The following is a 24452-nucleotide window of genomic DNA, read 5'->3' on the forward strand; positions in this document are numbered from 1 at the left end:
TACTGGTAAGACCGATACACCAGACAAAACTTACAAAATCACTCTTGTTTGAGGGCGAAAATAATTCGATGTTTGGCTTCTGATTATGGAATCAACAAAAATATATCACTACGACAATCTCTCCATTTCTTATAATCGCGTAGGCGTTAAGGATCGCCAACCCCTGATCATCCTTCATGGGTGGGGAAGTAATAAGCAGGTGATGATGCCGCTTGCCAAGGAACTTGCCGAGATTCGTGACTGCTACGTGTTCGATCTACCGGGATTTGGGAACTCTTCGGTGCCCAACCAGCCGTGGTCGATCGATGATTACGCCGATTTAATTCAAGAATTTATCACGGAGCATGAATTCGATTCCGTTGATCTTTTGGTTCACTCTTTCGGGGGACGCATGGCGCTAAAGCTTTGTGCACGTCCCCAGGCAGAACAACTTATTGACAAAGTACTTATCACCGGCGGAGCGGGGATGAAACCCAAGCGAAGCTTCTCGTACTATGTGAAAAAGTATACGGCCAAGCTACTTAAAGCCCCCTTTCTGGTATTGCCGAACAATCTCCGCGAAAAGGCACTGGGCTGGCTACGACAAACATCGATATGGAAATCATTGGGATCCAGCGACTACAGCAAGCTGGATGGCATCATGCGCGAAACCTTTGTGAAAACGGTCAGCGAATACTTGGAACCCTGTCTCCCCAAAATACCACATGAGGTACTTTTACTGTGGGGAGAAAATGATGAAGCCGCGCCGCTTTATCAGGCTAAACGGATGGAAGAAGGAATCAAGAATGCAGCATTAGTCGTCATCGATAACGCCGGGCATTACGCCTTTCTGGATCGTCCCTCGCACTTTGTGCGTATTGCAAAGGCTTTTTTTAAGGGGGAAGAATAAGTCATATTGGTATAGTCCAAACGGAATCCTTCCGTACCCTTCCTTTTAATGAGGCATCTTCCCAATCACAAACACAACTAACTCACCAAGCTTATAGGCACATGGTAACCGACATTACAATGTCATTGTATCAGACATTAGTATGTCCTGGTGCCTGACATTACCATGTCTTAGGGTATGACATTACTATGTCTGGGGGGCAGACATTGGTATGTCAGGCAAACAAGAACTATGAGATAAAACCACGAAGAGTATATGCCAGCAAATAGATAAGCTTATGATGTCAGCCAAATTATGTTATCCGGCTTTTTCCTCTTCAAGCTGACGCTCTTTAAAATCCTCGTCGAAATAGTTGTACCATTTTCGAAAGGGGCGGAACGCATTCTCAGGATCGAACGGCCGTTTGTATTCACTTTGTCGGCACTCTTCACTACAACAGCCTCCCATCTTACGAGCTCCTTCTTCGGAGCACACAAACAGTTTATTGCACTCCATATTGGCACAATTGATATAGGTATCGGCCGGCTTGCCGGTAATCTCGCAGTGTGCGATGGGCTCCAGGTTATCTTCATTGACCGGCACAACCAGGCGATCATCAAACACAAAACATTTTCCTTTATAATGCTTGCCGCCTTCTTCTTTGCCATATCGTAAAATCCCGCCGTGTAGCTGGTTTACATCATCCCAGCCTTTTTCTTTCATCAATACCGAAAATTTTTCGCAGCGAATACCCCCGGTGCAGTACATCAGCACTTTTTTGTCTTTGCTGATCTCGTCCTCAACTTGTTCCAGCCAATCGGGAAACTCATAAAAATTTTCAACTTGTGGCGTTAGCGCACCTTCAAAGTGCCCGATTTTAGATTCATAATCATTGCGCACATCGATAAGAACATAATCATCTTCATTCTCGAGCACCTCCTTCCACTCATGCGGCTCCAAGTATTTCCCACCATCTTCGGGGTCAACTTCCTCTTTGTGGATAGATACTAACTCTGGACGGACCTTACACTTAAGCTTCGGGAAAGGAACATACTCACTGGTGTCGGTCTTGAAATCGATACCGTCAAAGCCCGGGATGCTTGTCAGCGTTTCTTTGTACGTCGCAATCTGATCCGGCGTACCACCAACTGTTCCATTTATACCTTCCTCATTTACATAAATGCGACCTTTGATGCCCAAATCCTTACAAAACTGTTTATGCTCTTCACAAAACGTTTCGGGATCTTCAATCGTAGTAAATTTGTAATACAGTATTACTTCGTACATGATATAAATTTCAGTTTCTCTGATACTAAGACACTAAGTTTACTTGTTGCATGTTCGTGTCATGCTGAACTTGTTTCAGCATCTGCATTAAAATAATCTTTCTTAAATATTTCTTTTCTAATTTTTTTTAAACAGACCCTGAAATAAATTCAGGGTGACACGAGATCTTACACCACCTTATTCAGGCACTAAGAATATATTCATCTTTATAACTAAAACCCTTGATGCCTGAGGGGCAAACTATTTGCAGATGCCAAAAATAAGGGTAATTTTGCAAGAAATGAACCCCATTTGTTTCAAGATATTATTTTGCTGATGAAGTATATCGTTCAGCTCATAATTTTGAGCTCATTTTTATTTCTTTTTATTGGCACCGTCCAATCCCAAAATCGAACACAGGCTCAAAAACTTGACCTGTTGCAACAGATTGACCGTGCCTATAACAAAGGTAACTTAACATTAGATCAACGGGTGTTGCTTAAGTTTTCTCCATCCGAAGCCAAAAGTAAGATTGCTAACAATGATATAGAGCAACCCCTCAAATGTGGTACTTCAGCTATTTCTGACTACCACCGCCACAAATCTGAACTATCCCCTTCTACCATAAACCAAGTGGAATCTCAGATGCAGTCTGGGAGACTACAGGCCTCAGAAACCTACCAATCCCCCGGTGGCAATTTTTCCATTCACTACGACACATCCGGAAACCATGCTGTTCCTCCCGGCGATTCCAATAATAATGGCATCCCCGATTATGTAGAAGAAGTTGCAGCTGCTGCTGACTCCTCATACCGTCATGAAGTAGAACGTTTGGGCTATACCGATCCTATACCTGTTGGACAAACCTATGATATTGAAATTGTAAATATGAGGGATGTTTATAATATCGACTACTATGGTGTAACCGCCCCTCAGAATCAAACAACATTCATCCTAATTGAAAATGATTTTGCTGAAGGATTCCCCACCAATGATGATCCTGAGGGCAATCAGATTGGAGCCATTAAAGTAACCGTTGCTCATGAGTTCAAACATGCCATTCAGTTCGAAGCCAATAAATGGAATGGAGAAACAGCAGACTGGCTTGAAATGGATGCCACCCTTATGGAAGAAGTCGTTTACGACGATGTTAATGACTACTATAACTATATTAACGGCGAAAATTCGATTTTTAATAACCCTGAAGGAGGATTTTATCCGGGATCATACGCGGATATTACTTGGGCCCTATTTTTTGAAGAAAAATATGGGTCTCAATTCTGGGTTGACGTGTGGGAGACTATCAAAGATAACCCTTCCATTACTATGATTAATGCTATGACTCAGCAGTTGGGCGGGGCAACTGCTTTTGATCAGAACTATATTGAATCGCAACTTTGGCATTATGCCTCTGGACGCAATGCAGCACAGGGCTTCGGTTTTGAAGAACGCCAACACTATCCTACCCCCCCAGTCTCCAGTAGTGGAAATATTTTTACCAAAAATTTCTCGGTTCCCCGCGAACCATCATCGCTATCTCTTCCGGGAGCCTTTGCTGCGAATTATTTTGAGGTCCCCCTTCAAAGTGATCTTGTGGGAAACCTTAGACTAGAATCAACATCCAAGGCACAAAATAGTGGGGTTGGGATAATCACCTATTTCAACGACGGGACGGCTGCACCACTGCTTTATCCTCTTGCCGATCGACAGGCTTCTGTTGAGAGCTCTTCATATAGCTGGGACAATATTAGTAGACTGGGACTTGTACTTACAAACGCATCAACTTCATCCGGAGATGATAGCTCCGTCTATTTGGCGTTGGGCGGTAATAACTTTGAGAATACATTAAGCCACAACTATCCGAATCCATTTACCCAAACCACAGAAATACGATTCACCCTCGAAGAAAAAACTAAGGTGCAGCTTAAAGTTTATGATACAACCGGCCGCCTTGTTAAAACACTGATTGACGAGGAGCTGATGCCCGGTTTTTATGAGCCCACTTTTGATGGCAGTGACCTTGCATCAGGCGTGTACCTTTACCAACTGGTCACTGATCGAGAGCAAATAGTTAAAAAAATGACGCTTATTAAGTAAGAAATGAAAAGCAAGAAGTCTAAAAAGTTCTTATACCTTCTTGCTTCTCACTTTTAACCTACACTAATCTTTAGCCGGCAAAATCTTTCCCTTCACTTCACCAAAACCAATACGGTAATCGTCGGTATCGGCATAGCCAGTCATCGTTACCTCGTCACCATCTTCCAAGAACGTTCGACTTTCACCATTGGGCAATTCAATGGGATCGGTTCCCTTCCAACTTAATTCCAGCATGCTCCCATACGACGATTTCTCTTTTCCACTAATAGTACCTGAAGCATACAGGTCGCCGGGACGTACGTTACAACCTGTTACCGTTTGATGGGCCAATTGCTGTGCAATATTCCAGTAGAGATTTTTGGCATTAGATGCACAAACTTTGTGAGGAGCATCCATTTCCTCGGACTGCAAAAACACATCCAGATTTATATCGAATGTCCACTTTCCTTCAGATTGCAAATAGGGCAGAGGCTTGGGATCTTGCTCCGGCCCTTCTATGCGAAATGGCTCCAGCGCATCCAGCGTCACAATCCACGGCGAAACAGTCGTCGCCCAATTCTTGGCCAAAAACGGTCCCAATGGCTGGTATTCCCACTTCTGGATATCGCGTGCACTCCAGTCATTAACAAGCATTAATCCAAAAATATGATCTTCGGCATCTTGTACTGAGATGGGATTCCCAAGCTCATTTCCCGGTCCTGTCAAAAATCCCATCTCAAGTTCAAAGTCGCACAACTTACATGCATCAAAAACCGGAGTATCTTCGCTATCAGGCGGTAAAATTTGTCCCTTGGGACGGTGTAGATCTGTACCGCTTACGACTACCGAACTTGCACGTCCATGATAACCTACCGGCAGATGTTTCCAATTTGGCTTAAGGGCATTTTCTGGATCCCGAAACATGCTGCCCACATTTGTGGCATGCTGTTCAGAAGAGTAAAAGTCCGTGTAATCTCCGATATCAACCGGCAACAACATTTCAACCTCATCCATCGGGGTAAGCACGCGTTCCCGAAGTGGTTGATTATCGCGAAGTGCCGGCTCATCTGCACTTAACAATGTACTAATATACGATCGAGCCTCAGCCCAGGCTTCACCACCAAGTTCCATAAACATATTTAGTGTTCGCTCTCTAAATACTGGCTTTCCATCCAGGTGCGGACCATCAAAAACCCCCGCGGCATCGAGCTCCGCAAGATTAACCACATAATCACCAATAGCCGTACAGATAAAAACCTCTCCATCATCTTTCGATCGTGCTACACCATATGGCAAGTTTTGAATGGGGAAATGTGATTTCGAATCTACCTCAATAAATGATTCCAAGTTAGGATCGTTTGTTGGATGCATATTGTGAGCTTTTGAATTTTAAATTCTAAATAATGAATTCCTTTTCTCGTGTTATAAAAGTCCCAATTTTTGCAGATCTTCTCGCGGCTCATCAAAACTGCAGCTACCAAATGATGTAACCGCTACGTTGCGCAGCTCAGTAATCTCTTGGGTTGAGATCTCGTAATCCTTCCAACGAAAACCGCTTTCAGTAAACGAAAAATGCTCGGCATCTTCTTCTTTAATAACCTGCTGCATTTGCTCGTCAGAAAAATCATGCGCATACCCAAGCATAGCGCCACCAAAAATGTTAAAAAAGCCATACATCTTTGTTTTTACCGTATAATTGTAATGCCGGATAGGATGATGCAATCCTGCCGTACACTTCAGCGCTATATTCTGCTCTCGCACTTTATTCAACGTAAAAGCCACCTGCTCAACCGCTGGAAACATTGAGGCTTCAACGCCACCGCAGCGTAGTTTGAATCCGGCTCTCATATTGCTTTCATCTTTCGTTCCGGCATTATAGCGGTCCATTGCTTCCAGAATTAAACCAATCTCCTTTTCCCAGTTTTTATCAAAAATTCCCTCGAAAAATACCTCTGTGGGAAAGATCTCCCGCCCCCCTATAAGATCTGCTGTTTTAGCATATATATCAGCCAATAACGCTTCGTCATTAGCAAAAACAGCCTCCCGGGGCAGCTTAAGCTCCAGCACATCTGTGGTAATGGCTTTTCCATGCTCATCGTGAGCTCTCTCTATCGACCTCGCTATGTTCTGGAGATCCTCGTAGAAACCCGAAATCGTTTCGGCTCTTTTTCCCAGTACTGAAAATTTATACGGTTCGCCCCCCGCAAATAAATTGTCGTGGTAGGGTTTTAACTCTTCTAATCGAGAGGCCGGTATTATATACCTCGACAACATCCAGGCGTCACTATCCTTACGATACTTGCTGTACTTTTGGAGAGAAGTGTCCAGAGAGAGATCGGCCGGCGGAAACAATCCTGCATAATCGATAATCTCCCTCATAAATGCTTTAAAACTCGCTTTCATCAGCCTGTTATTCAATTGTTAATATGAGCATTTCTTTTCCATGCTATAAATAAGCAATCTATTGCAACGTTACTAAATCCAAAATAATCGCATCGGCAATTTTTATCCCCTTATCTGTAAGTATTATCCGATCATCAACCATCGCTTTTTGTTCCTTAACCAATCGTTTCAGATACGCATGCTGCCTATCCCCAAATATATAGTTATATCGCGATTCCATCTCCTCAAAAGCAACTCCTTTTCTTGTGCGCAACCCCATCATCAGTCTTTCCTCGGCAAGCTGTTCAAGCGCTAACTTCTCTTTCTGGGGATGATCTTCGCCACGTAAATATTTCCGTAAATCCTGTTCATTTTCCCACCGTTCAGCGGCATCTTCCCACCAGAACGAATGGGCACCAGGACCAAAACCCAAATAGTTTTCATGCTCCCAATAACTACTATTGTGAATGGCCTCCTTACCCGGCACACTATAATTGCTCACTTCATAGCGCTCTATTCCCTCACTACTAAATAGCTGGTTAATTATATCAAAATGTTCAGCCACCTTGTCATCCTCGGGGGGCGCAATTCGTCCGAGCTCCACCTGCTTTCCTAATCTTGTCTTGGGTTCAATCGTTAACGAATAGGCCGAAATATGCGGTGGAGCAAAACTAAGCAAGGTTTTTACGTCCTTTTTAAGCTGTTTAACCGATTGGTTAGGATTACCATAGATCAGATCTACGGTAAACGTATCAAAATCTGACTGGCTAAGCAGCTCCAAACACTGACGGGCTTCCTCACTGTTATGTGCCCGATTCATAAACTGCAACAGCTCGGGATCAAAGCTTTGTACCCCCATGCTTGCCCGATCAATTCCCAACGACTTTATATCAGCTAAAAATGAAGAAGTTACATCATCCGGGTTCATCTCCAGTGTGGTTTCTCGGGATGCCACATCAAACACTTCGTTCAGCGCATCTAAAACTTGCTCAACTTGGGCAGGAGCTAACAACGAAGGCGTCCCTCCACCAAAGTAAATCGAGTTCACTTTTTCCTCAACAAACCTTGTATTCTTATAACTTTTAATATCATCAACCAACCGCTGTACAAAGTGTTCCCGCTCGGAGGTTTGCGTCACAAAATAGAAATCACAATACGAGCAGGCCTGCTTACAAAAAGGAATGTGAAGATAAATTCCAGACACTACATTAGTTGAAAGTTACAAGTTTGCAGTTAAAGGTTTCCCGAGAGGAATTCCTAACCTTTAACATTCAACTTTCAGTTGAATAAAAAGGATTTGTCTCGTACGTATCTTTCTGCATGTAAGCCCGGGCATATTTCACATAATTGTCGGCATGCTCTTTAATAGACGCAATTTCGTCATCGGTAAGCTTACGCTTTTTCTCTACCGGGCTCCCCATATACATATAACCCGATTCCAAACGCTTGCCTGGTGGGACCAAACTTCCCGCGGCTACAATTACATCGGATTCAATGATTGCCTCATCCAACACAGTGGCATGAATACCAATAAGTGCACGATCGTGAATGGTACAACCATGAATCATCGCGTTATGTCCAATAGTTACTTCATCTCCAATTTGGGTGGGGCCGGTCTGGTTCATTACATGAATACACGTATTGTCCTGAATATTCGAGCGATCACCAACCTTAATCCAATTCACATCACCACGGATGGTAACATTGAACCAAACACTACTTTCCTCCCCGAAATTTACATCTCCAATAATATCGGCGCTGGGTGCTACAAATGCAGAATCGGGAAATTCCGGCTTCTTGTTAAGAAATTCGTATACCATAATACGTATGGGAACTTGTTAATTAGTAAAATTAGTCCAAGTGCTGCTGTATCAACTGATCGAACGCTTGAAAATTTCTTGGTAGCGGATCAACTTTCTCACCTTCAATAAAAAAGGTGGGCGTTGCATTTACGCCCGCAGTCCTACCTTGGTTACGCTGCTCCATCACTGTCTTTTGCGTTTCGGAAGCATTTAAATCATTCTTAAACTGATTAATATCCAGCCCTAACTCACGAGCATAGTTAATAAAAATGGATGTTGGACTGCCGGAGTTAGACCAGCGATTCTGGTTTTCAAACAATAGACTATGCATCTCATAAAACTTGCCCTGGTTCTTGGCTGATTGTGCTGCCCGGGCTGCCAAAGCTGCATATTGGTGTGAGTTCAGAGGAAAGTATTTCATCTCAAACTCAATCTGATCACCATATTTATCTTTCAGCTTTTCAACAATAGGGTGGAAGTAGGCACAAGCAGGACATTGATAGTCACTATATTCAACAATAGTTAGTGGCTCGTCACTTGGGCCTTCCTGTGCTTTCGATGTGTTGGCAATGCCCATCCCAAAAACCATTGTGGCGATAAGTACAACTGTTGCTGCTAATTTATTCATCGGTTTCTACTGTGTATTAGTATGAGTTAGATTTTGTTATCAAAAGAACTGCAATATTTCAGTTAGTTGGATGAAGAAGAGGCCTCTTCAATCATATCGAGGCGCATTTGTTTAAATTCGTCGCCATTGCGCCACGTTTGCATTTCATTAGCATTAGCAATGCGATAGGCAGCATCAAAAAACAAACGAACGTCCTGCTCCATACCGGATAAATCCCAATGCTTATTGATTTCATCATTTACGTTATGATAATTGGCATCTTGAAGGCTATCAACCATAGCCGAATATCTTTCGGGCTTATCAATAAATTCATTTCCACGGTTGGGGAAAATAGCAGGGATTCCCTTCTTAGCAAGTGGAAAGTGATCAGAACGATAGAAATAACCGCGATCGGGGTGGGGATCAGGCTTGACCACTCTCCCGCGCTCCTCAGTAACTTTTTCGATAGTATCACTTACACTATTGCGATCATAGCCAATAAGCACTAAATCCCGGGTTTTCCCATATACATTCATGCCATCCAAATTAATGTTGGCAGTCACTTTACCCGGATGAATCGTTGGATTATCTGCCCAATATTTTGATCCAAGCAAACCAACTTCTTCGGCTCCGACAAATAGAAAGAGCATACTGCGCTTTAACTGCGGCTGAATTTCTTTATAGGCTTTCGCCATCTCCAATACTGCGCTTACACCGGCGGCATTATCAAGTGCCCCGTTATTAATGGAATCGCCTTCTGCAGAACTTGTAACGCCCAAATGATCATGATGTGCCGTAAAAACTACGTACTCATCTTTTAGCCGATCATTATTTCCTTCGATTACTCCAAGCACATTTTGGGCTTCCTGCTCACGGTATTCTGCCGATAAGTTAAGGTTAAGTGACATACCTTCTAATGGCACCGGCTCAAAATCACGGCTCTCGGCGGCTTCCAATTGTTCTTCAAGGTCTAATCCGGCCTCGTCAAATAGTTCTGTGCTCGCTTGTTTGGTGAGCCAGCCATTAAATTTTGTTTGAGCCTCTTCATTACCATTGTTACCTCGCAGATAAAATCGTTCCCGGCTCCAACTGTTGGCTACGACCTCCCAGCTATATCCCGCTGATGGAGTGGTATGAATAATAAGTACTCCGGCAGCACCCAACTCTTTGGCCTTCTCATACTTGTAGTCATATCGCCCGTAATACAACCGCGTTTCACCCCCAAATAGATCAGACTTACTGCTGGGATCATTATTTTTCACTACTAAAACCTTGCCCTCAACATCAATATCTTTAAAGTCATCCCAATTTTCTTCAGGAGCCTGAATGCCATATCCCACATATACCAATTCGGCATCTTCTATCGATACCTCTTCCTGAAGGTTAGCTGGCCATGCCATAAAATCAGAGTAATACTCAAACTGGGTTGCTGACCCATTGGTATTTATTCTCAATTCCGCATCCTGATTTGTTTTTTGCCCTACTAAAGGCACATCCTGGATAAACCCACCATCTTGTGCTCCACCTGTCAAACCATATTCTTGGAGCTCATTAACTAGATAGTCAACTGTTTTCTCTTCTCCTTCGGTACCCGTTGCCCGTCCCTGAAATTCATCTGAGGATAATACCTCTATATGATCCATCAGGTTTTCTGCAGTAATCGTATTAGCAACTTGATCAATGGGAGAATCCATACAGCTTACTGCAACGCCTACCAAAACAATCCCTATAAGTATTTTTTTCATTTCGTGTCTATTTTTTGCCAGTTTTAATACAACGGTGGAAAAGTAACATATTTTTGCCTTATTGCTAACTTAAGTTAGAATATGATGTGATTTTGTAATACTACTTCTCTACCCAAGTTAATTATACTGTAGATTTTTAGATGAATGTTAAAGTATGAGTGATTTCAATGGGAAAGATGTACTTATCACTGGAGGAGCCGGCGGGATTGGCTTACTTATGGGCAAGCATGCTTTGAAAGCAGGAGCAAATAAATTATTCATCTGGGATATCAGCTCGGAAGCCATATCTAACGCCCACCAGACCCTTTCTAAATATAACAATCAGGTTTATAGCTACGAGGTTGATATCGCCAAACCTAACCAAATTTATCAAACAGCCGATAGACTTTTAAAAGCACACGGACCCGTCGACATTTTGATTAACAATGCCGGGACGGTTGTTGGCGGCCCTTTTAAGAACTATGCTCCCCAACAGATTGAGCATCTCATCCGTCTTAACCTGTTGGGAGCCATGCATACCACACAAGCTTTTTTGGATAATATGATTACCCAAAAATCGGGACATATCGTCAACATCGCTTCAGCAGCCGGCCGAATGGCAAATCCCAATATGTCGGTTTATACCAGCAGCAAATGGGGCCTAATCGGCTGGTCCGACTCTCTCCGGTTGGAACTAAAATCATATCCGCACATTCATGTTTCAACTATTGAACCCAGTTACATCAACACGGGACTTTTTGAGGGCGTAACCCCTCCGGCACTTACTCCTTTACTCGATGCTGGTGAAATATCCGAAAAGATTATTAAAGCGATTCGGAAAAATAAAACACACCTCCGGGAACCTTTTATGGTAAAAATACTTCCGTTCTTAAAAGGAATACTTCCAACGCCCGTTTTTGATTTTGTAGCCGGCCAACTTTTCCAGGTTTATCATTCGATGGATACATTCACAGGACGAACCTAATCCTAAAATGGATCAACCATGAAAAATATCGTTCAACGACAACGGCAATTTTTTAAGGATGCCAAGACCTTAAAAGTAAAATTTCGGAAAGCACAGCTACGCAAACTGAAAGCAACCCTGAATAAATACGAAGGAGAAATCATTGAGGCCTTGAAACATGATTTCGAAAAACCTGCTTTCGAAACATTTAGCACCGAAATTATGGTTTTGGATCAAGAGATCGACCATATTTTAGCCAATATAAATAACTGGTCAAGCACCCAGCGAGCCAAGAGCGCGCGCATCAATTTCCCTTCCAAAAGTTACATTAAACCACAACCTTATGGTGTAACACTTGTAATCGGTCCCTGGAATTATCCCGTGCAGCTCACACTAAATCCCGCCCTTGGAGCCATCGCCGCTGGTAATACCGTCATTATAAAACCATCAGAAATAGCTCCTCATACTTCCGCCTTACTAACAAAAATAATTAATAGTAATTTCAATCCCGGCTTTTTGCATGTGGTAGAAGGAGATGCTGATACCACCCAAGCTCTGTTATCCCAACCGCTCGACTATATTTTCTTTACCGGGAGCACACACGTCGGAAAAATCATCATGAAAGCTGCAGCCGAACAGCTTACACCGCTCACCTTAGAACTGGGTGGAAAATCTCCTACTATTGTTGATGAAACCGCTGATCTTGAACTGGCGGCAAAACGAATTGCCTGGGGTAAGTTCATCAATGCAGGACAAACCTGCGTGAGCCCCGATTTCGTATATGTACAAAACTCCTTGCATGATAAATTTTGCAACCTGTTGAAAGAACATATCCGAAATTTTTTCGGGGATAATGCTGCCCAAAGCGATGATTTTGCGCGCATTATTTCTGACAAACATTTCCATCGGCTGGCAAATCTCATTGATCCATCAAACGTTTTTTATGGAGGAAGCACAAACCCAGACACACGCTATATAGAACCCACCGTATTAACAAATATTAGCTGGGACGATCCGATCATGCAGGAAGAAATTTTTGGTCCGATCCTACCTATCTTAAGATTTAATGAGCTTAATCATATTATAGAAACCCTCCAATCTAAATCCCATCCTCTCGCTCTCTATCTCTTTTCCACCAACAAACTGAATCAGAAAAAAGTTATGCACCGCCTGCGTTTTGGAGGAGGATGTATAAACGATACCGTGGCTCACCTGGGCAATCCAAAACTCCCATTTGGCGGTATGGGGAATAGCGGCTTTGGAAGCTACCATGGCAAAGCAAGTTTTGATACTTTTAGTCATCCCAAGAGTATTATGAAAAAAAGCAACTGGCTCGACATACCATTGCGATATCCACCCTATGAGGGAAAATTGAACTGGCTGAAAAAACTGAAGAAATTCTTATGACACTATTTAAAGCACTTGTTGTAGAAGAGAAGTCTGAGGGACAATTTTCGCGATCTGTTAAAAATTGGCCAATTGATAAATTACCTGATTATAACACCCTGATAAAAGTTTCATACTCCTCCCTCAATTATAAAGATGCCCTCTCTGCAACAGGCAATAAAGGAGTCACAAAAAATTATCCGCATATTCCCGGAATTGATGCAGCAGGTACCATTGTAGAAAGTGATAATCCTTCACTCAATACTGGTGACAAGGTAATTGTAACCAGTTATGATCTTGGCCAAAATACATTCGGTGGATTTGGTCAATATATTCGAGTACCCTCACAATGGGTTGTACCCTTACCAGCTGGACTTTCATTAAAGGAAAGCATGATGATAGGCACGGCAGGATTTACCGCAGCTATTGGTGTCCACCATCTACAACATAACGAGATAGCACCCGATAGTGGGGAAATTTTAGTGACAGGTGCCACGGGAGGGGTGGGAATAATGGCCATATCTATCTTGTCAAAACTGGGGTATTTCGTAACAGCAGCTACCGGAAAAGTAGATCAAACTGACTTTCTTCAACAGGCTGGTGCCTCAACAGTGATCCATCGTGATGAAGTCCAAGATGAATCCTCACGACCATTATTGAGCAGCAAATGGATTGGCGCCATTGACACAGTCGGGGGAATTATGTTGGATACCACTTTACGCCAAACCAAACAGGGGGGCACAGTGGCCTGCTGCGGCAATGTACTGGGGCATGAGCTCCATACGAATGTCTATCCTTTTATTTTACGCGGAGTGCATTTGGCAGGTATGGACAGCGGCTACTGCGAAATGAGTCTACGTAAAAAGTTATGGGAAAAATTAGCCTCAGACTGGAAACCTGAACTCTTAGATCTGTTAACCAAAACATGCTCATTGCAGAAGCTTAACCAAGAGATTGATCATATCTTAGAAGGACAACAGGTGGGGCGTGTATTAGTAGAACTTGGAGATTAAGCTACGCGGTTTGCCGTTTGAGAATTTGATTGATCATCTACGGCCATATATAGTGGTTCCTTAAGATCTCCACCCGTTACCGGTTTGGTAAGAAAATCAATAAAGCCAGTCTTTTTAGCTCGCTCCAGTGAATAGCGATCACCGCTACCCGACAAATAGATAACAGGAACATCTGACTTCTCTCGAATTGCTTCCATAGCTTCAATACCATCCATATCACCCTTCAACGAGATATCCATAACAACAATATCAGGCTCCAGCTCCTCCACCTTCTCAATAGCATCACGGCCCTTCGTTACTTTACCAACAACCTCAAAGCCTAACTTTGTGATAAGTCGCTCCTCTACCATCGAAAGCAACATATCATCTTCTACAATAAGGACTTTCCCTTTTTTATCGGTTCCCATAACACTTGACCCCTAAAACTAAAGAAGCTCTAATAAACATTAATTTTCTTTAATATAAAGATAGTTAAAAAATATCGCCGTTACAAGCAACTTTAGGCTAAAGACTTTTGAGGAAAAGGTTTAGGGAAGAAATACAGGAATGGAACTACAAATAGAAAAGCCCAACGATCTCAAAATACACCATAGGGTTGCACACCGCAAGGTATCATAACCTTGGTGGTTCCATCTGCATCACTACATGAGCCCCCGAAAGTATAGTACAAAACACTTCTATTTCCCGGTTTTATCTGTTTTTGTAAATTAGGTTATCATAACTACTTCCCAATGGGTTCAAACAGGGGGGCAAAGACTATAACTTTTAAATCCGGATTGATGTACCAATTTTTCAATTTCGTATACCCATTAAGTCCATAGTATTTTATGGCTACCAATCCTCTTTTCTTTAAATCAACAAATGAGTTTCGAACATGGCTGTCAGAAAACCACGAGAAACAGGATGTATTGTGGGTGGGATATTATAAAGTGGCAACCAACAAACCAAGCATGCGATGGGAGGAATCGGTGCGAGAAGCTCTCTGTTTCGGATGGATTGACGGACTACGCAAATCAATCGACGAGGAGAGCTATAAAATACGTTTTACGCCGCGCCGACCGGACAGCCACTGGAGCAAGAAAAATATTCGAATGGTAAAAGAACTAATCGAGAAAGATCAGATGTAACCTTCCGGGTTGAAAGCCTTTGAGCAAATAGATGAAGAAAATATCCAACAAGCATCATACGAGCGTGAAAATGTAACGCTGAGAAAAGACAATAGAGAAGTCCCAATTTATTTACGAATAACCTCGGTGGAAACCTCATTCTTTTCAAAAATGGACTGGGACGATGTTAACACATTTTAAAAATGTTGATCTTGAACCGTGGTCTTCAAAATGGATTTATCAGAAAGCATTCCTTTTTGCCATGTATAATAATGGAATGCGATTTCACAGATGTTTGTGATTGTCGATGGGAATATATTCATAAGGGTACACTCAAATACCGGATGCTTAAAAACAGTAAAGTAAAAGTCCTTGAATTACCTTCGCCCTCATTAAAGATACTTGAGAAGCTCCACGAAAAACAAAATGGAAAGTTCGTGAAGACATTGACAGTGCCAATAAAGTTGCTAATGAACAACTCAAAAATATCGCATCAGAAGCAGAACTTAGGCCACACCTTCAAAAACATCTTACAACTCATGTGGCTGTTCATACCTTTACTCATTTAGCTGATGAAGAGGGATGGAGTCTTACTGAAATTCAAGAGGCCCGTAAACATTCTTCGATTCAAACCACAAGAGATTATATTGGGAGAATCAATGGAGACCGATTGACACAGAAAAGAAGTGAACTATTTAATTAACATCGGCCTCCTTAATTACCAACTAAATCTAAAATGAGTAACGTTAAATACTTTTACAACAAGTACCGAGATGAGTTTAAAAAATTAGAAAATTATTTATCTAAATTGACCAATAGGAACCCCAGCAATATGAGTGGAATACCTTAGAAAATAACTGGCCAAGAAGTGGAGTCAAAAAGCAAGGGCATTGGCAAAATCATTTTGGAGCTCCTATTTGGGTACCCGAAAAACCTATCTGTTGCCAGTCTAGAAAATTCAACTGGACCAATTTTGGGAGCAGAGGGATAAAATAGATCAATTGCTAAAGGAAGATGAAGAATTTAATAAATGGATTTCTAAAAAGAACTACCCAACAAAAGCCACTGGACTTCATGCCTTTTATGAAGCCAATTTTAACGCAATAAAACACACCGTATATGAATGGGTATAAAATTTTAGATTCCCATAAGCAGATTGTTTAATCTAAAAAATATGAATGTGTTATTAACGGGATTTCACGATATGGCTACAAAACCAACCCGCCCCAAAACGAGGTAAAAAAGAGAGGTTAATAATTATTGGTTAGAATATTTTGAGTTGCTTAGAATCAAAATTTGAACCGCGACTTTTATAGATTATTATAAATACTCGAAAGAGCCTATAGCCTATGAAAAAAGACAACATTGAACCTGATCCAGAAATTGAAAAAGCTTGGATAGAGGAAGCCGAGCGACGATTGGATGAGATAGAGAATGGAGAAGTCGAAACCATTCCAGGTCCCGAAGCTATGAATGAGTTAAAGAAGATCGCAGAAGCATGAGAAGGATTCAGGAGTGAACACCCCACTCCAAGCGAGTCAGGACAGCGTGGACGGAGTCGACCCCTTCTTCGGTATCCAAATGGCTAAGGGGCGTGGTTTTACCCAGAGCCAAAATAGGTGAGGTCAGCCACTGGTTAAACTTTTCCGATGTACCAAAAACTTCATGCCCACGATCAAATAGTCGGCCAATCTCTTGCTGGTGTTTTTTTGAAAGTCCCATAAGCAATATAGAATAACTCTATCTCGCGGATTAATAAAATAGATTCCTGGAAAACCTCTCATAAATACAATATATGAAGAACATATTGTATTTGTAGCCTCTGCTTAAATAAAAAAGGAACTATCTTGGTTGATAGTCCCCAAATATTACTTAATCCAGTTAAATATTTTTTATATAGAACCCTAGCTCATTTCTCCTTTTCTGATTTTAAAATACCTGCTAACAAGTTTATTAAATAGATTACAATTAAAAAGCCAAGGCTCATAAACATTGGCTCATAAGCCCCAATCTTGAAGGTAAATAAAATTAGGATTACAAGCCAAGGTGACAACATCCAAATTATGGTATTTATAACTTGCAGTTTATTAAAACTTTCGTCTCGAAAAAAGAAATGCAAAAAGACGAATATCCAAAAAATTACCATGTAAATATTCATCCATAGCCCAGAGGATAGAATATTAAAAAGGCCGACAAAGGCAGCTGCTGGGCCTGCCACTATAGCAGCCCCAAGCGCACCTTTAGATATAACTGTTTTTACCTTCTTATTCATAGTATATACTCACTTGAAAATTATATTCGATACTACTTATCAATCGAACCATATCCAAGAAGCAAAACATCCCCAACCACAGCCTGTGTGTACACCAAGTGTCGTACTTAAACCTGCCAGGGCACCAAGAGGACCTGAAGACATAAAACCACCTGTAGAACCTAATAATGTAGTCGAGTAAGCAAACTGCCAACCAGAAAAAGTGTAGCCATAATTCGCCATACAATCCCAATAGCAACTATTCATAGTTGGGGATTCACCAAGTTTCGGTACATCTGTATTATTCCAATTTTGCTTGGTGTAAGTTTGCGAAAAGAGAGTCTGACCACTTTGTGTTTCGAAAGTGACAGTTACTTCGGCTTGGTCAGCAAGTTGGGGATTAGCATCAATTTGAGCTACAGAATAATTTCCGTCGACAGTAACTACAATTGTCTTTTCAATAGAATTTGTAGTTTCATTGTAGCCTGATACAGTAGCTTTAACACGGGTATTATCACTATCATTAATTGGTGTTACCAATGTTTGTTGTCTAGTATCATTATCCTCACTGATTACAGCCTCGTCCATGTTTGGATCAAGCTTTTCAGGCTCTTGAAGATTGGCTGTATTATTATTTTCCTTTGAGGACTCATTTAGTGAGTCTTTTAAAATGGAGGTAAGTTTCTGTTTCACCTCATCCGTTTTTGGTGAATTTGTATTCACATCATAAATCTGAGGAGTACTTTGGGTCGACTCAGTAGTTTTTTGGGATGACTGAGTAAGTTCAGCAGTTATATTATCACCTTTTAAAGAAATTTCCTCTTCCTCTACATTGGTACTACAAGAAGTTAAAATTAATAAAGATATAGTAATTACCGTACTTATTGAATAGGTTAACTTTTGCATAATATGTGTTTTTGAATGAAGATTCTTTCTCTATTGAATTATGGAGTTAAATCCGATAATAATTAGTGTTATAATTATAAATTCAACGAAAGATTTTTCTTCGCACATAGTTATTATCTCTCACCTCTACTATAAAAGAGTTGATTTAACCACTTTTGTTACAAAAAAATACCGTGGTTGACTTTAAAAAGTTAAGAATTACTATACCCTGAGTAATAGCCGTTAAAAGGCGGCTAATGGAGTTTAATCTTTTGAGCGGCCTAACCCATCCCACTGGATGTCTACATCAATCTGTTTTTCGTCGAAGAGCATCTGATCGTCAAACTCATACAGCAGAATCCAGATAATCTTATCGGCATCATACCCGAGCGTCTATTATGGACAGCGTTCCAGGGAAGACGCATTTCCTGCAGCGGTCATAGAGAATTTTGTGCTTAATTTTCTGAAAAATATTTAGTAGCCCATTTTCGGTTCACACTCCTTTCTAACTTGTTCTCCTCACACTCTTTTAGTTCCCAAAAGAAATTCAGACCGCTCCTATTTTCAACTTCATTTATTGTAACAAGATGATCTAACAACGGAGAAGAATAGGGCGTATCTTGACTGTAAATGAATGCCCCCGTTTGAATCTTACTATTTTTTTAATCGCTACAATTTTCCAGTACCCGTTTGGAATCTTATGGTCCTCATCGGCTTCCGGTAGAGATGGCATTTCTTTTTCATACAGTGGGCCGGTCATCACATAAACCGAACGAATGGTCTCTTCTTCAAGAATTCCCCGAAGACGGGACTCTAAAACCCGCCAACTGCCGCTATTTAGATTAGCTTTTTGGGGAGTAATGTTGGAGAGATAATTGGTTTGATAAAAACTATCCCTACCATCCAAACCTGCCAAGGGAGCTTGGTGCCCCCGGTGAATATTCAACTTGCTATAGGCCCCCCTCGTAATCACTGGGCTCTAGGGTTTCTTCCTCTTCTAACCATGGATCAGATTCCCAGTCTCGCTCATCTTCTTGCCCGCTTGCAGTCTCTTTAGTTAGACGATAAGAAACCCAATCAGCAAATTTGGTTTGGTCGTTGCTGCTCATTGCATATAAATCACGGATAATAAGATCGTTAGAGGCTTACGTACCGATTGGATATCCCTTGATAAAATGCTTTGAATTGAATCTCGATGGGCTGAGCATTTACTTCAATTACGATGGATAGTAATAGCAATAATAAAATCGACTTTTTCATAGCAAGTATAGTTTTATCCTAAAAATATTGGTCTAGTAATTATCAATATTCCCACTCTAAGTCTTCATCAGGGTTAGGACATAAAGGAACAACCTCCAATCCATATCCATGTAGAGTAGGAGTGTGCTTCCCAGCCAGTTCTACTAAAACAGGTTCCGTATTGAGGGTCCATTTTAAGTTCAATTTGTTTTCACTTTTATCAGGCTTAACTATTCTCCGATCCAGCTCATCTCCATCTTTATCTTTAAGAATAAATTCAAATTGAGGCGACTCTTTACTTTTCCAAACCACATCCCTTTTAATTATTAACCGGGTGTGTGATGATTTCTTCAATTCGATATCCTGGACTTCTCTGTCACCATCTAAAGAAACAAAACTAAGTGAGACTTCATCCAAAAGCTCAGGATGATCATCGGTTGTAACTATCTCTCCCGTAATTTTAATACTGACCTGGGGCTGTTCCTCTTCATTTGTACTGCCCCCCTTATTTAAATTTATTGGCCTCAGATCAATATTTGGTCTTATTTTTTTAGCGATTCTTGAAACATCTGAAGACCTTAGTGGGTGAATTTTAGGTTTAGAAGAAGACTCCTTGTTCTCCTTTTCTGTATTAATAGGTATAGCATGAACCTGAGGTTGAACGAGGGTTGCATTAAGAGAGTGAAATGAGCTTTTTTGGACATCGTTAGATTCTAATTGTTCATCATTCTTATCAAAACCCTTAGTCATCGTTAGTATCCGGTTTTTGGGCAGAGATGTGGAACGCTTTGTTTCTTGATCAAGGAGTTGTAATGATTCAGAGAGCCCAGCATGTTCTGCTGCGTCAGTAAGTTCACGTTCTTCCCCAACTTTTTCTAAAGTTTTATCAGGCAGCACCTGCAAAGTTGGCATTACCATTCTGTTATCTATGTTGCGCTTATCGGAATCACCAAAGTAAGCAGTTGCTTCTCCTTCAAATACCACTTCGGCATCCCGAATAAATATGATGTTTTTTAATAACGTAGGTAAGCGGCCACTTCCTTCTCCATCAGAGAGTAATTCTTGATCTGATTCAAGGCGCCAAAAACCTTGGTCGAAAAAATCGGGATCAAGCCAGTCACGTAAAATGCTGCACTTCAGAAATTCAAAGGAGATATGTCGGATATTTTGTGCTGTCCTTTCAATCTGTTTTTCTGGAATGCCAACTACATCTTTAGCTATTGTAGAATCAATATTATCCCTTATTTCATCCGCTTGCAACTTAACTCGTTGCCAGTGGACATCGCTATCATTGTTAAATAATGGAGAAATAGGTGCGATTTGAACTTTGAAATAGCTCAAGCCAGCAGCATCTATACGCTTCTTTTCACCTGCTTTGAATTGATCCAGCAACCTTTTACGTTCGTCTTCAAACCCTGCTGAAGCTGACTCTTCTTTTATGATACGAAATGCTTCTTCTATCTCATTCTTACTACCGATACCAATCCACTCTGCTTCTAAACGATCAAGCTTCGCTTCTAAATCCTTTCTTTCACTCGTATCTTCGTCTATGGATTGTAATTTAGCCCGTATTTCTTGGATGTGTTTTTCATATTCAAGGTACTTTTTTAATGCCTCACTTCGCTCTCCATCTTGAAATAATAAGGCCATTGCTTTTTTATACCGGTCGGATGAAGCTGCTACCTTTCCTGCAAAAATAGCCTCTTCCAATGTATCTCCATAGACTTCGTTTATTGAGTTAAGAGAAGATACAGGTGGAGTCAATGACTTTAGAGGAAGTATCGGGTTAAGTAGGCGGTCGTGAACGAAGGCGTTAATCTCTTCTAGTTTATGATCTGCTCTAGTAATTGTTTCTTCTTCTGAATTACCAGACTCATCAATTATTTCTATGTCCCGCATGATTGCTTCCAACGGGAATAGTTCCGCTTCCATGGGATACCCCACTGGGGGATAGGAACAAATCGTAAAAAACTTCTTACCCCCCAGTTGTTGGCTCCCGTGAGTATTCGGATTAGCGATTGGCATACCAATATTCTTTGCTATTGAAGTAGCCATCGCTGCCCTACAAATTGCTATTCGCTCCTGTTTAATCATACTCATAAACTTATATTTACCAGAATAAAGTTAGATCCAATCATCTTTATCTGGATAACTTTCAAAATCAGGATTAGGAGCTTTTCCAAGAAAACGGCTGGCAAATCCGACTAAAAAGGTTCCGTCCATTTTTATCTGTCCAAATTCGCCTTCACTCTCGTATTCAGTAGAAGTGGTTTTATTCGTATGTTCTCCACTGGCACCAAACCCGAGGATTGAAATCCCTCCACCGGCTTCGAATTTATCATACTCACGTTTAAATGTACTTTTGTCCATATCAGATTTAAGTGTGAGATTCCTTACGAAATAGGCGGTCATCGGGATTAGAGGCATTTTCCCTTCTTCAGGGGGATTTTTACCGTCGGAAAGAGTCATTATACCGGTCATTGCATCCAATGATTCATCTTTGTTTGTCGGATGTACCATGGTGTATGCAGGCGACTCCAAAAAAGCCACATCAAACCACGGTCGATCAATAATTCCCTGGACAATTTCAAATTCTATTTTAAAATTGCTGTTAAAGAATTTCTGTTTAAAATCGCTACTAACCTTTTCGGCACTGGCTGTTGCAAAAAGAGGGACTGAAGGTATAATGCCTGTCCCACCACCAGACGATGAAGACTTATTGCTGAACGTTTTCCTGGAGACCTTAGATTTTTCGACTGTCACATTCATCATTGATTTAGCATCCAGTATACCATTTGGTCGTAGTGCAGTATAATAGGCACTTTCAGTAAGCAGCGACGCCCCTTGATCTTCTGATACAAAGACTGAAGCGGTCAGCTTGTTCGATTCGAATCGTTCCTTTAGGTCATCTATGTACTGTGGCATTCCGGAACGTGAAAGTTGAGCAATTCTGGCTTGCACTGCCTCGACTTGGTTCTTCTTGCCTTGGGTCTCCCATCGATTCTTGGCCGATTGTAATTTCTGTTTTAGTAGTTCGGTTCGTTCTCCGGCATTTGGATCATTAGGAGAAATATTTTCAAGTTTTTCGAGCACACTTAACTTTGTTTGTTCGTATCGGTTTTGAAGTGCACGATAAATTTTCATAATCCTTGTTGGTTCAGCCAACTTATCTGGACTCTGTACAAAATCTCCAGCATCTACGGCTTCTTCCCCAAGAAGATTGTCGAGGTTGACATCATCACCCTCACCGTTGTTACTATTCTCGTCTTCGAGAGATCCGAGAAGATCCTCATCTTCGGACTCTGGATCAGCTTTTTTAGGTTCTTTATATAACGCAGAACGTAGTTTTTCGAGACGCTTTTTTTCTTCCTCGGTCATTCCATTGTCAATTACCATGCAGTTTTCAAGGACTGTTCTATAAATTTTTGATACGGAACGACCACTGGATATTAGTGCATTCAAGTCAACTACAACACTATTTTCATCTGATTCTTCGTCGGATGCGTCCATTACATTACCGTCAAGGGAAGGAACATAATCAACCATCGCAGCAAAGTTGACTGCAGCTCGTTGCATGTCGTTGACAGTAAAACGAACCTTACCTTCCTCGTCCTCATTGTCGACTTCTTCAGGACTCGACCCAAGTTTCATGAATGAAGCCAGCTCCGGTCCAAATGGTATTGGTGGTAGAAAGTATTGAAATTCTACATTTTTCGGTGGGTCACGCTCAATTATCGATTGAATATTTCCATATAATGAGTCAATCAGTTCAGAGGTATCCATAATAATAAGATTTAAGTTTGTATTATATATTGATGAATTTGATAATTCACACTATTGAGAATTGATTAGCTCCAGTAGGTATTCTCGAGTTACTTCGTCGAATACACCCGTAATAGCTAAATCTGAATTGGTAGATTGAAACTGCTCCAATGTAGATTCAGTTCTTGGACCAAAAATGCCATCAGAAGTGCCTACATCGAAACAGGCTTGTTTTAAAGCATCTTGAAGTTGAACAACTGCTTGTCCTGAATCTCCCCGCTCCAAGACCTGATCCGGGAGAGATATTTCATTTTCCGGTTCTAGTCTCCGAAAGCCAAGCAACTTCTCAGCTGACTTAGCCGTAATTGAAACAGAATCATCTTGGTTGCCACCTAAGGTGTATATCCTTGATTGATCGTTTGAATAGCCCAAGAACAATCCAACATGGCCTTTATGCGACTCAGGACTTTCTCTCCAATATACTACAACATCACCAGGCTCCGGGTTTTCTACTGCAAATCCTACATTTAACCAAGACCTAGCAGACCCTGAACCTGATCGTTCAAATTCTGCCTTCATAGCTACCCAATTCATGAAGATGCTACACCAAGGAGTTTCATCATCTTCAATCCAGGTATGGCCTATCTCTTCTGCATACTGAAGGATTCGTTCGTTATCAGTACTTCCGCTTATCTCAGTTACACCAAGCTCTCCTGTGGCCACTTTGATCAGTTTATCCATAACTCTTGATTCATATTTGGATTAAAGTTACAGATGGGAGAACCTACCTAACCTTATGCGGCTGGTAGACAATTTATCCCATCAATATTGGCTCTCTTGACCTTCTTTTCCCAAATACTGAAACATTAGCACTCAAAGCAGGATGGTTGCTTTGTATGTGTAAGACCACTGAAAAGTGTAATCCTTACAAAATTTTTTGGGGAGCCCAGAGTTTTGAAGAATAAATACTAATGTCATGAACTTTTTTACGGCTAAACGTTATAAGATCCCGGATAGGAAAATATATTAAACGGTTTAAGGATAGAGTTCTTCCGCCTGAGAAAGTGGATAGAGTGGTCAGAAAAGTTCAATACTATGTTACTGAGTCTTCACTCACCACA

General features: G+C 41.2%; 23 protein-coding genes. 7 read left to right on the top strand and 16 right to left on the bottom strand.

The window, feature by feature from the left end; genetic code table 11:
- The first annotated feature begins 85 nt into the window (after window positions 1-85).
- Entirely contained in the window at window positions 86-889 is an 804-nt protein-coding gene (locus AAFH98_RS03280; RefSeq protein WP_342521245.1) for an alpha/beta fold hydrolase, read from the top strand.
- Window positions 890-1186: 297 nt separating this feature from the next.
- Here AAFH98_RS03280 and trhO read toward each other — a convergent pair whose 3' ends face one another.
- A complete protein-coding gene (gene trhO / locus AAFH98_RS03285; protein WP_342521246.1) occupies window positions 1187-2155 on the bottom strand; it encodes an oxygen-dependent tRNA uridine(34) hydroxylase TrhO in 969 nt (322 codons plus the stop codon).
- Window positions 2156-2470: 315 nt separating this feature from the next.
- Here trhO and AAFH98_RS03290 point away from each other — a divergent pair, with 315 nt between their 5' ends.
- Window positions 2471-4231: a T9SS type A sorting domain-containing protein gene (locus AAFH98_RS03290; protein WP_342521247.1), complete on the top strand. Its 1761-nt coding sequence runs from the start codon at window positions 2471-2473 to the stop codon at window positions 4229-4231.
- 63 nt (window positions 4232-4294) lie between these two features.
- Here the strand turns inward: AAFH98_RS03290 and fahA are convergent, their stop codons facing one another.
- The 6 genes from fahA to AAFH98_RS03320 form a co-directional block, all read right to left on the bottom strand.
- Window positions 4295-5581: a fumarylacetoacetase gene (fahA, locus tag AAFH98_RS03295; protein ID WP_342521248.1), complete on the bottom strand. Its 1287-nt coding sequence runs from the start codon at window positions 5579-5581 to the stop codon at window positions 4295-4297.
- A 51-nt stretch (window positions 5582-5632) separates the two neighbouring features.
- On the bottom strand, window positions 5633-6613 hold the full coding sequence (locus AAFH98_RS03300; RefSeq protein ID WP_342521249.1) for a hypothetical protein: 981 nt from the start codon (window positions 6611-6613) through the stop codon (window positions 5633-5635).
- Window positions 6614-6671: 58 nt separating this feature from the next.
- Window positions 6672-7796 (bottom strand): radical SAM family heme chaperone HemW, encoded by a 1125-nt coding sequence (gene hemW, locus AAFH98_RS03305; protein WP_342521250.1) that lies wholly within the window; start codon window positions 7794-7796, stop codon window positions 6672-6674.
- 67 nt (window positions 7797-7863) lie between these two features.
- Window positions 7864-8412 (bottom strand): gamma carbonic anhydrase family protein, encoded by a 549-nt coding sequence (locus AAFH98_RS03310; protein ID WP_342521251.1) that lies wholly within the window; start codon window positions 8410-8412, stop codon window positions 7864-7866.
- 31 nt (window positions 8413-8443) lie between these two features.
- Window positions 8444-9022, bottom strand: coding sequence for a DsbA family protein (locus AAFH98_RS03315; RefSeq protein ID WP_342521252.1), 579 nt, complete (start codon window positions 9020-9022; stop codon window positions 8444-8446).
- A gap of 62 nt (window positions 9023-9084) precedes the next feature.
- Entirely contained in the window at window positions 9085-10746 is a 1662-nt protein-coding gene (locus tag AAFH98_RS03320; RefSeq protein WP_342521253.1) for a M20/M25/M40 family metallo-hydrolase, read from the bottom strand.
- Between the two features lie 154 nt (window positions 10747-10900).
- On the opposite strand from AAFH98_RS03320, the gene AAFH98_RS03325 reads away from it, so the two are divergent.
- Genes AAFH98_RS03325 through AAFH98_RS03335 form a run of 3 tightly spaced genes read left to right on the top strand, consistent with a single transcriptional unit; the run spans window position 10901 to window position 14088 of the window.
- Window positions 10901-11710 (top strand): SDR family oxidoreductase, encoded by an 810-nt coding sequence (locus AAFH98_RS03325; RefSeq protein ID WP_342521254.1) that lies wholly within the window; start codon window positions 10901-10903, stop codon window positions 11708-11710.
- 18 nt (window positions 11711-11728) lie between these two features.
- Window positions 11729-13096: an aldehyde dehydrogenase gene (locus tag AAFH98_RS03330; RefSeq protein ID WP_342521255.1), complete on the top strand. Its 1368-nt coding sequence runs from the start codon at window positions 11729-11731 to the stop codon at window positions 13094-13096.
- Window positions 13093-14088 (top strand): YhdH/YhfP family quinone oxidoreductase, encoded by a 996-nt coding sequence (locus AAFH98_RS03335; RefSeq protein WP_342521256.1) that lies wholly within the window; start codon window positions 13093-13095, stop codon window positions 14086-14088. Before AAFH98_RS03330 ends, AAFH98_RS03335 begins: the two co-directional genes overlap by 4 nt.
- Here AAFH98_RS03335 and AAFH98_RS03340 read toward each other — a convergent pair.
- Window positions 14085-14495: a response regulator gene (locus AAFH98_RS03340; RefSeq protein ID WP_342521257.1), complete on the bottom strand. Its 411-nt coding sequence runs from the start codon at window positions 14493-14495 to the stop codon at window positions 14085-14087. The two genes, AAFH98_RS03335 and AAFH98_RS03340, sit on opposite strands and share 4 nt — an antisense overlap.
- A gap of 420 nt (window positions 14496-14915) precedes the next feature.
- On the opposite strand from AAFH98_RS03340, the gene AAFH98_RS03345 reads away from it, so the two are divergent.
- Window positions 14916-15215 (top strand): YdeI/OmpD-associated family protein, encoded by a 300-nt coding sequence (locus AAFH98_RS03345; RefSeq protein WP_342521258.1) that lies wholly within the window; start codon window positions 14916-14918, stop codon window positions 15213-15215.
- A 1328-nt stretch (window positions 15216-16543) separates the two neighbouring features.
- Window positions 16544-16696 carry an addiction module protein gene (locus tag AAFH98_RS03350; protein ID WP_342521259.1) on the top strand — a complete coding sequence of 51 codons (153 nt, stop codon included), beginning with the start codon at window positions 16544-16546 and terminating at the stop codon, window positions 16694-16696.
- Between the two features lie 7 nt (window positions 16697-16703).
- On the opposite strand, the gene AAFH98_RS03355 is transcribed toward AAFH98_RS03350, so the two are convergent.
- From AAFH98_RS03355 to AAFH98_RS03390, 8 genes are all read right to left on the bottom strand, one after another.
- The gene (locus AAFH98_RS03355; protein ID WP_342521260.1) at window positions 16704-16916 is read right to left on the bottom strand and encodes an MbcA/ParS/Xre antitoxin family protein; all 213 of its coding nucleotides are present in this window, start codon (window positions 16914-16916) and stop codon (window positions 16704-16706) included.
- Between the two features lie 187 nt (window positions 16917-17103).
- A complete protein-coding gene (locus AAFH98_RS03360) occupies window positions 17104-17466 on the bottom strand; it encodes a hypothetical protein (RefSeq protein ID WP_342521261.1) in 363 nt (120 codons plus the stop codon).
- Between the two features lie 39 nt (window positions 17467-17505).
- On the bottom strand, window positions 17506-18351 hold the full coding sequence (locus tag AAFH98_RS03365; RefSeq protein WP_342521262.1) for a hypothetical protein: 846 nt from the start codon (window positions 18349-18351) through the stop codon (window positions 17506-17508).
- Window positions 18352-18922: 571 nt separating this feature from the next.
- Window positions 18923-19303 (bottom strand): DNA/RNA non-specific endonuclease, encoded by a 381-nt coding sequence (locus AAFH98_RS03370; RefSeq protein WP_342521263.1) that lies wholly within the window; start codon window positions 19301-19303, stop codon window positions 18923-18925.
- Window positions 19281-19439 carry a hypothetical protein gene (locus tag AAFH98_RS03375; RefSeq protein WP_342521264.1) on the bottom strand — a complete coding sequence of 53 codons (159 nt, stop codon included), beginning with the start codon at window positions 19437-19439 and terminating at the stop codon, window positions 19281-19283. Before AAFH98_RS03375 ends, AAFH98_RS03370 begins: the two co-directional genes overlap by 23 nt.
- Before the next feature lie 193 nt (window positions 19440-19632).
- Window positions 19633-21669 (bottom strand): hypothetical protein, encoded by a 2037-nt coding sequence (locus AAFH98_RS03380; RefSeq protein ID WP_342521265.1) that lies wholly within the window; start codon window positions 21667-21669, stop codon window positions 19633-19635.
- A 24-nt stretch (window positions 21670-21693) separates the two neighbouring features.
- Window positions 21694-23352 carry a hypothetical protein gene (locus tag AAFH98_RS03385; protein WP_342521266.1) on the bottom strand — a complete coding sequence of 553 codons (1659 nt, stop codon included), beginning with the start codon at window positions 23350-23352 and terminating at the stop codon, window positions 21694-21696.
- A 51-nt stretch (window positions 23353-23403) separates the two neighbouring features.
- On the bottom strand, window positions 23404-24072 hold the full coding sequence (locus AAFH98_RS03390) for a C40 family peptidase (RefSeq protein ID WP_342521267.1): 669 nt from the start codon (window positions 24070-24072) through the stop codon (window positions 23404-23406).
- Window positions 24073-24452: the final 380 nt, after the last annotated feature.

The organism is Fodinibius sp. Rm-B-1B1-1 (assembly GCF_038594945.1).
Lineage (GTDB): Bacteria > Bacteroidota > Rhodothermia > Balneolales > Balneolaceae > Fodinibius > Fodinibius alkaliphilus.